At 62.7% G+C, this 9,363-nt stretch carries 14 protein-coding genes; 9 read left to right on the top strand and 5 right to left on the bottom strand.

The features are described 5' to 3' along the window. Positions 1 to 77 precede the first annotated feature (77 nt). Both QHC67_RS08990 and QHC67_RS08985 read right to left on the bottom strand, forming a co-directional pair. Complete coding sequence (locus QHC67_RS08990; RefSeq protein ID WP_319293477.1) at positions 78 to 1,196, bottom strand: M14-type cytosolic carboxypeptidase; 1,119 nt, start codon at positions 1,194 to 1,196, stop codon at positions 78 to 80. Continuing rightward, positions 1,193 to 1,783 (bottom strand): DUF4136 domain-containing protein, encoded by a 591-nt coding sequence (locus QHC67_RS08985; protein ID WP_319293475.1) that lies wholly within the window; start codon positions 1,781 to 1,783, stop codon positions 1,193 to 1,195. The genes QHC67_RS08990 and QHC67_RS08985 overlap by 4 nt, the downstream gene beginning before the upstream one ends. 189 nt (positions 1,784 to 1,972) lie before the next feature. Between QHC67_RS08985 and ykgO the strand changes: the two genes are divergently transcribed. After that, a complete protein-coding gene (ykgO, locus tag QHC67_RS08980; RefSeq protein ID WP_003046794.1) occupies positions 1,973 to 2,098 on the top strand; it encodes a type B 50S ribosomal protein L36 in 126 nt (41 codons plus the stop codon). Positions 2,099 to 2,105: 7 nt separating this feature from the next. Next, the gene (locus QHC67_RS08975) at positions 2,106 to 2,720 is read left to right on the top strand and encodes an HAD family phosphatase (protein ID WP_319293362.1); all 615 of its coding nucleotides are present in this window, start codon (positions 2,106 to 2,108) and stop codon (positions 2,718 to 2,720) included. On the opposite strand, the gene pyk is transcribed toward QHC67_RS08975, so the two are convergent. Beyond that, on the bottom strand, positions 2,717 to 4,174 hold the full coding sequence (pyk, locus tag QHC67_RS08970) for a pyruvate kinase (RefSeq protein WP_319293360.1): 1,458 nt from the start codon (positions 4,172 to 4,174) through the stop codon (positions 2,717 to 2,719). The genes QHC67_RS08975 and pyk overlap by 4 nt on opposite strands. A gap of 120 nt (positions 4,175 to 4,294) precedes the next feature. Here pyk and QHC67_RS08965 point away from each other — a divergent pair, with 120 nt between their 5' ends. The 6 genes from QHC67_RS08965 to ruvB all read left to right on the top strand — a co-directional run bounded on the left by QHC67_RS08965 (position 4,295) and on the right by ruvB (position 8,028). Further along, entirely contained in the window at positions 4,295 to 4,594 is a 300-nt protein-coding gene (locus QHC67_RS08965) for a DUF1244 domain-containing protein (RefSeq protein WP_319293357.1), read from the top strand. A gap of 81 nt (positions 4,595 to 4,675) precedes the next feature. Continuing rightward, positions 4,676 to 4,918, top strand: a complete 243-nt coding sequence (locus QHC67_RS08960) for a DUF2312 domain-containing protein (RefSeq protein WP_319293355.1) — start codon at positions 4,676 to 4,678, stop codon at positions 4,916 to 4,918. Positions 4,919 to 5,001: 83 nt separating this feature from the next. Beyond that, positions 5,002 to 5,745, top strand: coding sequence for a YebC/PmpR family DNA-binding transcriptional regulator (locus QHC67_RS08955; protein WP_319293354.1), 744 nt, complete (start codon positions 5,002 to 5,004; stop codon positions 5,743 to 5,745). Further along, positions 5,742 to 6,230 carry a crossover junction endodeoxyribonuclease RuvC gene (gene ruvC / locus QHC67_RS08950; RefSeq protein ID WP_319293495.1) on the top strand — a complete coding sequence of 163 codons (489 nt, stop codon included), beginning with the start codon at positions 5,742 to 5,744 and terminating at the stop codon, positions 6,228 to 6,230. Before QHC67_RS08955 ends, ruvC begins: the two co-directional genes overlap by 4 nt. A gap of 133 nt (positions 6,231 to 6,363) precedes the next feature. Then, positions 6,364 to 6,969 (top strand): Holliday junction branch migration protein RuvA, encoded by a 606-nt coding sequence (gene ruvA / locus QHC67_RS08945; RefSeq protein WP_319293352.1) that lies wholly within the window; start codon positions 6,364 to 6,366, stop codon positions 6,967 to 6,969. Between the two features lie 36 nt (positions 6,970 to 7,005). After that, positions 7,006 to 8,028 (top strand): Holliday junction branch migration DNA helicase RuvB, encoded by a 1,023-nt coding sequence (gene ruvB / locus QHC67_RS08940; RefSeq protein WP_319293350.1) that lies wholly within the window; start codon positions 7,006 to 7,008, stop codon positions 8,026 to 8,028. A gap of 7 nt (positions 8,029 to 8,035) precedes the next feature. Here the strand turns inward: ruvB and QHC67_RS08935 are convergent, their stop codons facing one another. Both QHC67_RS08935 and QHC67_RS08930 read right to left on the bottom strand, forming a co-directional pair. Further along, the gene (locus QHC67_RS08935; protein ID WP_319293348.1) at positions 8,036 to 8,251 is read right to left on the bottom strand and encodes a hypothetical protein; all 216 of its coding nucleotides are present in this window, start codon (positions 8,249 to 8,251) and stop codon (positions 8,036 to 8,038) included. Positions 8,252 to 8,298: 47 nt separating this feature from the next. After that, positions 8,299 to 8,676: a PRC-barrel domain-containing protein gene (locus tag QHC67_RS08930; protein WP_319293346.1), complete on the bottom strand. Its 378-nt coding sequence runs from the start codon at positions 8,674 to 8,676 to the stop codon at positions 8,299 to 8,301. Positions 8,677 to 8,873: 197 nt separating this feature from the next. On the opposite strand from QHC67_RS08930, the gene QHC67_RS08925 reads away from it, so the two are divergent. Continuing rightward, positions 8,874 to 9,362, top strand: coding sequence for a YbgC/FadM family acyl-CoA thioesterase (locus QHC67_RS08925; RefSeq protein ID WP_319293344.1), 489 nt, complete (start codon positions 8,874 to 8,876; stop codon positions 9,360 to 9,362). Position 9,363: the final 1 nt, after the last annotated feature.

The following is a 9,363-nucleotide window of genomic DNA, read 5'->3' as shown; positions in this document are numbered from 1 at the left end:
TCGATACGGCGCTTCGACAAGCTCAGCCCCCACTCAGCACGAACGGTTGAGGAAGGCGCAGGTCGCCGCTCAAGCCCTCAAAGGTCGCCAATGATCTCCGCCAGCGCCGCCATGCAGTCCTTGCCCAACTGCATCGACCGCGCCGGGGACCAGCCGAAGTCGGGATCGGGCAAGTCGTCATTGTCCTTGAACGGCATCTCCAGCGTCATGCTGACCGCGCCGAAGCGCTCCGCCAGTTGCGCGGTCGACATGGTAAGGTTGGCGCGGCCCGGCTGGTTCAGCGGATAGCCGAGCTTCGTCTGGAAGTCGGGCGTCCGGCTGGCAAGCGTAGTGGCATAGCGGTTGTACAGCTCCAGCTGCTCCTGGCGAAGCGAGGGTATCCCCTCGAACCCGGCCAGGAACACGGCCGGGATGGCTTCGTCGCCATGCACGTCCATGGCGAAGTCGACGCCGGTGCGGTCCATCTCGGCGCGGACGAGGAACACTTCGGGGCTGCGCGCCATGCTCGGCTCCGCCCACTCGCGGTTCAGGTTCACGCCCGCCGCATTGGTACGCAGATGCCCGCGACGGCTGCCGTCCGGGTTCATATTAGGGACGATATGGAACGTGGCTTTCTGTCGGAGCAACCGGGCGACCGAGTCCTCCATGTCGCACAGTCGCTCCAGCGCGCCTTCCATCCACCACTGCGCCATCGTCTCGCCGGGATGCTGGCGGGCATAGAGCCACACGGTCTTGGGCCCCTCGCCCAGCGTCACCAGGTCGAGCGGCTGCCCGTCGAGCGTCGTGCCAAGCTCCCGCGTCTCGACCCCCGGCTGGTTCGCCGCCCAGCTTATCAGGTCATGATGCCGCTCCATCGAATAGGGCGCGAAATAGGCGACCCATACCGCGTTACTGTCCGGGACGAGATGGATGGTCAGCACGCCGTCCGCATAGTCGGTGTCAGCCTGCAGCCAGTTCTCGCGATCCTCGCTGAACCGCGCCTTGTACCCCGGCCAGCCATCCGGATAGGCCGACTTGGCGCAGTTGACGATCCGCAGCGTCACCTCTTCGCCCGCGCCACCCGCGACGCGAAAGTGGAACCACTGATAGAAGTCGCTCTGGTGGTCGGTGACGATCTCCAGATCGGCGCTGGTGTCGGTAGTGGAGAGGACGCGGATATTGCCTGCGTCGAAGGCACTGGTGATCGATAATGTCATTTCACGGTTATAGTGCGCCCCGACTCTCCCGGATAGCCCCCGATCAGCGCGGCGGCGAGTTTGCCCGCGGCCATGTTGGGCTGAGCGGCGGGCGTGCCTTCCTTGGCGCTGGTGATCGCCCGGCCTTCCCACACGACTTGCGAATCGGCGCGGCGGCGCAGTTGCACCGACAATTCGGTGGTGACGACGTCCTTGGGCCTGCCGGACAGATTGATGCCGATGCCGAGGCCAAGCCCGCTGCCATAGCTGCCCGTCGATCCGCCTACCCCCACGCTGACCGGGTTCCCGGAGCGATCGGGACCCGTCGGACGGAAGCTGCGCCGCATGCCGACCAGCGCCTGATATTCGCCCTTCGCGCCGCGCGCTTCGGTGAAGCCGACGCGGCTCAGCTCCTGCGCGACGGCGGCGGCATAGGTGCGGAACTCCAGGCTGACATCCGGATTGCCGATCATCTCCTCGACCGAGACGGTGCCGCTGGTCGGCGGGCTATCGACATGGAAGCGCGTCACTTCGACTGGCGGCACAGCGGTCGCACAGGCGGACAGCGTGAGAGCAAGGGCACTGGCGGCAAGAATCGGCTTGAACATGATTATGGTCTCCGGGGAGAAGAACGCGCGAACGTAGCTTTTGCTGCATGGCGCATGAACGGCATATGGCCAAAGCTTAAGCAAGCCGGGCGAAAAACAGGATGGCCGCGCCTTGACTTTATGGCCTTGCCCCCATAGTGGCGACGCTTCGTTTTTCGACACAACAGAATCAATTGAAAGCTGCGTTCCATGAAGATCCGCAACTCGCTGAAGTCGCTTAAGGACCGTCACCGCGATAACCGCGTGATCCGTCGTCGCGGCCGCACCTACGTCATCAACAAGACGAACCGCCGTTTCAAGGCGCGCCAGGGCTGATTTGCCTATGGGAAGCATCGCCGCCGTCATCTTCGACATCGGCAATGTTCTTTTCCCCTGGTCTCCTCGCATACTGTACGAGCGCCTGATCCCCGATGGTCAGGCGCTTGATGCGTTTGTGCGCGACGTGGTGTCGGAACAATGGCATTTCCAACATGACATGGGCCGCGACTTCGCCGACACCAGCGCGGAGCTGATCGCGCTCTACCCGCAGCATGAGGCGCTGATCCGCCTCTGGAAGCCGCGCTTCGCCGAGAGCGTCGGGCCGGTCATAGATGGCATGGCGGAACTGCTCTCGAACCTGTCGGCGAGGGCCATACCGCTCTACGCCATCACCAACTTCAGCCATGAATTCTGGCCGCCCTTCCGGGATGCGAACGCCGCCATCTTCAGCCACTTTCGCGACATAGTGGTATCCGGCGAAGAGAAGCTCTCCAAGCCAGATCCGGCAATCTACCATCTCGCACTCGCCCGCTTCGGACTGGAGGCAAGGCACAGCTTCTTCATCGACGATCGCATGGACAATGTCGAAGGCGCACGAAGCGTCGGCATGACCGCGCATCACTTCCAGGATGCGGCTGGTCTGCGAGCCGAACTGGCGAAGCTCGGCCTGCTCGCCTAGCCGTCTTCGCGGCCTTTCAATTCGTCACCTCTGACCGTCGCCACGTGAATTACATTGGTCGATCCCGGCGTCCCGAACGGCACACCGGCCAGAACGATGATCTTGCGCCCCGATGCAGTCAGATTGTGCCGAAGCGCCATGCGCCGCGCCTTGCCGATCATCTCCTCGAAGCTGCCGATATCCTTGGTCCGCACCGCATGCACGCCCCACAGCAACCCCATCTTGCGCGCCGTATCCTGTCGCGGCGTCAACGCCAATATGGGCGTCGAAGGCCGCTCGCGAGACACGCGGCGCACAGTGCTGCCGCTCAACGTGAAGCAGACGATCACGCTCGCCCCCACCGTCGGCACGACATTGGCGCAGGCTTCGGCCAGCGCATCCGCCGTGGTCGGATCGGGCTTGGTCTCGGTGAAGTGCAGACGGTCGAGATAACGCGGATCGGTCTCGACACTTCGGGCGATGTTGTCCATCATCGTCACCGCCTCTTCCGGCCAATCACCCGCCGCCGTCTCAGCCGACAGCATTATGGCGTCCGCCCCGTCATAGACGGCGGTCGCCACGTCGGACACCTCTGCCCGCGTAGGCGTCGGCGCCTTGATCATCGACTCCAGCATCTGCGTCGCAACCACGACCGGCTTGCCCATGCGCCGCGCGCTTTCCACGATCTGCTTCTGCAAAGGCGGCACCGCATAAGGCGGCAACTCGACACCCAGATCACCGCGCGCGACCATCACCGCATCGGAAAGCTCGAGCAGCTCATCCAATCGCTGCACGGCCGCGGGCTTCTCGATCTTCGCCATCAGCGCGCCATAGCCGCCCATCAGCTTGCGCGCTTCGGCAAGATCCTCCGGCCGCTGCACGAAGCTGAGCGCGATCCAGTCCGCATGCTGCTGCATCGCGAAGGAAAGATCGCGCCGGTCCTTGTCAGTCATCGCCGCCATCGGCACGACCACGTCGGGCACATTGACGCCCTTACGATTCGACAGCGTCCCGCCTACCTCGACCAGCGTTTCGATGCGGTCGCTCTCTACATTCTGGACCCGCAGCACCAGCTTGCCGTCATCGAGCAGCAATCGCGTACCCGGCAACAGCGCGGCATAGATTTCCGGATGAGGCAGATTGACGCGATTGGTGTCGCCCGGCGTAGTGTCACGATCCAGCACGAAGGGGTCCCCCATCCTCAGCACCGCCACGCCATTGGCAAAGGTCCCGACCCGCAGCTTTGGACCCTGAAGGTCGGCCAGGATCGTCGTCGGACGGCCAAACTCCTTCTCCAGCGCGCGGATCGAAGCGATGTTGACCGCATGATCCTCATGCGCCCCATGGCTCATGTTGATGCGGAAAGCGTCAGCGCCTGCAAGATACAACTTGCGGATCATCTCCGGGCTGCTGCTTGCCGGGCCCAGCGTCGTCAGGATGCGTACGTTGCGGGAACGGGGGGGAATTTTCTTCACATGCACTCCTGCGTATCGTGCCTAGTTGTTATGCCGATGATGTGGTCACCCGGTTTGATCCGAGCTCCTTTTCCGCTATCCGTGCTGCACGACAAGGATATTGCTTGATGGAGATTATCAATGGCGGACACCATAATGAATGACGCCGTGGCCGCAACCGCGTTCCGCCGCCTGGTCAAACATTTACAACATCGTACCGACGTGCAGAACATCGATCTGATGGGGTTGGCGGGCTTCTGCCGCAACTGCCTGGCCGACTGGATCGCCGAAGCCGATGGCAGCATGAGCCGCGACCAGGCGCGGGAAATCATTCATGGAATGCCCTTTTCCGAATGGAAGGCGCAGTATCAGGACGAGGCTACGCCGGAACAGTTGGCGCGCATGAAGGAAAGCGTGGCGAAGAACGCCGACAATCATTAGACAGCCGCTCTACTGATTCACGCTCCCGCTTCCTCCGACCCTATCGGCAGGTGCGGGGCTCACATTCTTGGGGGATTATCCATGAGCGAAGGCAATGTCGCCGCAGACCAGTTGCGTCTGCTGATCGAACGCATCGAACGACTGGAAGAAGAGAAAAAGGGCATCGCCGACGACATCAAGGACGTCTACGGAGAAGCCAAGTCGACCGGCTATGACGTGAAGACCATTCGGACCATCGTGCGGCTGCGCAAGATGGAGAACCACGTGCGCCAGGAAGCCGAAGCGCTGCTGGAAACCTATAAGGCCGCGCTTGGGATCGAGTAAGCTGCAGGGCTGCGGCGGTTGCCAGTCGCTGCCGCCGCCGCTAGACAGCGCGTTTCATTCACAAGACATGTCAGGAGCAGGCCGTGGCCGGCCATAGTAAATTCAAGAACATCATGCACCGCAAGGGCGCTCAGGACAAGAAGCGCTCTGCCATGTTCTCCAAGCTGTCGCGCGAAATCACCGTCGCAGCGAAGATGGGCATGGCCGATCCGGACATGAACCCACGCCTGCGCCTCGCAGTCAACGCGGCCAAGGCGCAGTCGATGCCGAAGGACAATATCCAGCGCGCCATTGACAAGGCCAATCAGGCGGGCGGCGAGGATTACGAGGAAATCCGCTATGAGGGCTATGGCCCCGGCGGCGTCGCCATCATCGTCGAGGCCCTGACCGACAACCGGAACCGCACCGCGACCAACGTACGCACGGCGTTCAGCAAAAACGGCGGCAATCTCGGCGCGAGCGGCGCAGTGTCCCATGGCTTCGACCGGATGGGCCTCATCACCTATCCGGCCAGCGCGGGCGACGCGGACAACATCTTCGAGGCTGCTTTGGAAGCTGGCGCGGAAGATGTCGTCTCGAACGAAGACGAGCACGAAATCTGGACCGCGATGGATGCGCTGCACGAAGTGTCGAAGGCGCTGGAAGCCAAATTGGGCGCCGCCGAAAGCGCCAAGCTCGCGTGGAAACCGCAGACCACGGTCGAACTGGACGAGAACAACGCGACCTCGCTCCTCAAGCTGGTCGATGCGCTGGAAGACGATGACGACGTGCAGACTGTCTGGGGCAATTACGAAGTGTCCGAGGACGTTATGGAGAAACTCGGCTGATCCTGCTTGGGCTTGACCCCGGCCTTGGGACGACAGGCTGGGGTCTGATCGCCGTCGACGGCAATCGGCTGAGCCACATCGGCAACGGGCAGATCAAGACGGACAGTAAGGCTGCACTGTCGGCGCGGTTGCTGGCGCTGGACGCCGCGCTGACGGACCTCATCCTCCAGCATCGGCCGAGTGCGGCGGCTGTGGAGGAAGTGTTCGTCAACGCCAATCCGCAATCGACACTGAAGCTGGGACAGGCGCGCGGCATCTGTCTGCTGAACGCGGCGCGGTCGGGGATCGAGGTTGGCGAATATGCGGCACGGCTGGTCAAGAAGTCGGTCGTCGGCGTCGGCAATGCCAGCAAGGATCAGGTGCATGCGATGGTGACGCGGTTGCTGCCCGGCGCGGCGATTGCAGGGTCGGATGCGGCCGACGCGCTGGCGGTCGCCATCACCCATGCTCATCATAGTGCCACGGCGCGGCGGATCGGACGTTAGAACCGGAACGTGATGTGGAGGATCTAACGGCTTTTGCGCGATCCAACATTTCCAACAATCGAGGCTTTCCACAGGTTTGCGGACATAACTTCGGGTTTGCGCCTGCGCGGTTAATGACGCTAAAGAACATAACATGATCGCGAAACTATCAGGCCGCCTCGACAGCACCGGAACCGACCATGCGGTTATCGATGTCGGCGGCGTCGGCTATTTGGTGGGAGCCTCCTCCCGCACCTTGTCCGCCCTGGGTTTCGTGGGCGAGGCCGTCACGATTCACACCGAGATGCTAGTCAGCGAAGACGCGATCCGGCTGATGGGCTTTGCCAGCGCTGAGGAGCGGGATTGGTTTCGCCTGCTGACAGGCGTGCAGGGCGTGGGCGCGCGCGTGGCGCTGGCGATCCTCTCGGCATTGGAACCCGCCGAAGTCCACCGTGCGATCGCGATGGGCGACAAGGCGATGGTGGCGCGGGCGAATGGCGTGGGACCAAAGCTCGCGATGCGGATTGTCAATGAATTGAAGGACAAGATCGGCGTTGCGCCCGCGGGCGCAGCAATGGCCGCGGGAATGGTGGCTCTTCCGGTCGGAAGCCATGGCGCGGACGCGGTATCGGCCTTGCAGAATCTAGGCTTCAAACCGGGTGAAGCCAGCGCCGCCGTCGCGGCGGCTGAAGCAGACCTCGGCGATGGCGCGTCGCTTGATACACTGGTGCGGCTGGCGTTGCGGAAGGCGGCGAAGTGACGGACCCTTGCTCACCCGTCATGCTGAACGTGTTTCATGACTGACGCCGACCGCATCATCACCCCCGTTCGCCGCGCCGAGGATGCCGACGCGGCGTTGCGACCGAAGTCGCTGGACGAATTCGTCGGGCAGAAGACAGCGCGCGAGAATCTGCGCATATTCATTCAGGCGGCGCGGCAGCGGGGCGAAGCGCTCGACCATGTGCTGTTCTTCGGGCCTCCGGGCCTTGGCAAGACGACGCTGGCGCAGATCGTCGCCAAGGAGATGGGCGTCGGCTTCCGCGCCACCTCAGGACCTGTGATCGCAAAGTCGGGCGATCTCGCGGCACTGCTGACCAATCTCGACGAAGGCGACGTGCTGTTCGTGGACGAGATCCACCGGCTGGCCCCTGCCGTCGAAGAAATCCTCTATCCCGCAATGGAAGACCGGGCGCTTGACCTGATGATCGGAGAAGGGCCTTCAGCACGTTCGGTGCGGATCGACTTGCCGCGCTTTACACTAGTCGGAGCGACGACCCGCCAGGGATTGCTGACGACACCGCTCCGCGACCGCTTTGGGATTCCCATCCGGCTGCAATTCTATACCGTGCCGGAGCTGGAGTTGGTGGTGCGGCGCGCGGCGGGTCTGCTGGGTTTGCGCCTGACGGATGACGGCTCGACAGAGATCGCGCGCCGGTCACGCGGCACGCCGCGCATTTCCGGCAGGCTGCTGCGGCGGGTCCGCGACTTTGCCAATGTGGCGGGGCATGAGACTGTCGATGCGCAGATCGCGGACGCGGCGCTTTTGCGGCTGGACGTCGACCATCTCGGGCTGGACCAGATGGACCGGCGCTACCTGACGATGATCGCCGACATTTATCGCGGCGGGCCGGTGGGCGTGGAGACACTGGCGGCGGGACTATCGGAGCCTCGCGACACCATCGAGGAAGTGATCGAGCCCTATCTCATCCAGTTGGGATTGATCGCCCGCACCGCCCGCGGCCGCTGCCTGAACGCTGGCGGATGGAAGCATCTGGGGCTCAACCCGCCGGAGGGCGCGCAGGAAGGACTCTTCGACTGAAAGGCTTTCAGGCGAAGAGTTCGTGGTCTTTCTTGTCCTGAAACACGGTGGGCACCGGGATCTGCCCCTCCACCTGGTTCCGCTCAGCCTCGTCCCCGCGCCTGGCGGCTCCCAGCCATGCCGTCATCCACGCTTGAGACAGGATGAACGGCATGGCCCAGAAGGCGAGAAGCGGATTGGAGGCCAGCGGGCTCTCATTATTTCCGATAGCTGGCATGGTCATTACGCTGTTCCTATGTAATCGGATGAGAGCCCGCTTCCTGACGGATCTCAGTAGCCGAAGCCGTAATAGCCATAGACCTGGGAGCCGTAAGCCTGGTCGTAAGACGGTTCCTGCCCCCGCTCGTAAGAGGGGGCACCCTTGAGCTTATCCTCGTCGAGATCGACGACATAGCCGCCAAGGTCCGTATCGTAGGTCAGCGCGTCCCAAGGGAGTGGATGGTAACGCTCGCCGACGCCGAGAAAACCACCGAAGCTCATCACGGCATAGCTCACCTTGCCATTCCGCTTGCCCACCATGAAGTGGTGCACCGATCCCAGCTTTTCACCTTCACGATTGTAGACGGCCGTACCCTCCACTCGGTCGGAAGCGATCAGGTTGTGGGCATCATCCCGTTCGAACGCAGTAGTATCCGTATCATAAGCCATGACGCATCTCCTGTTTCGAGTATGCGCCACTAACCGGCCTTACTGCCGAAGGTTCCCGCAAAGGCGCCTCTTGGCAGGCGCTGAACATGGCACCAGTCCGCTTTGCCGACCAGTTGCCCCTCCCTGCCGACCAAATGGTGAAGCCATAGCCATTTTACGCCTTTGCCCTCGAGTCCGATCATGGTTAAACGGCGGGCATGAGCGTTGCTCCCCTTTCCGCGCCCGACCTGACCGACATCCGCCCTGCGACGGGACGGTTTGCAGGCGGCGTGCACTATTTTCCGGTGCGGGTGTATTTCGAGGACACGGACCTGTCGGGGGTTGTCTATCACGCCAATTATCTGCGCTACATGGAGCGCGCCCGCTCGGACATGCTGCGGCTCGCCGGGATCGACCAGCGCGCGCATCAGGAAAGCGGAGATGGCGTCTATGCCGTGGCGGACGTTAGCATTGCCTATCGTCGCCCGGCGCGCCTGGATGACGACCTGATCGTCCGGAGCCATGTTACCACAATCGGTGCGGCAACCTGCGCCATTCATCAGACGGTCATACGCGACGGGGAAATAGTGACCGACGGAACTGTAACCGCCGCCTATCTTACACCTCAGGGCCGCCCGCAACGGCAGCCAAAGCCCTGGATCGCCATTTTCAAGCGCCTTGCCCAAGGGGAAGATCTTTCTTCATGAC

The organism is Sphingobium sp. (assembly GCF_033795625.1).
GTDB lineage: Bacteria > Pseudomonadota > Alphaproteobacteria > Sphingomonadales > Sphingomonadaceae > Sphingobium.
Note: the sequence above shows the minus strand (reverse complement) of the source record. Positions and strands in the feature narration are given on the sequence as shown.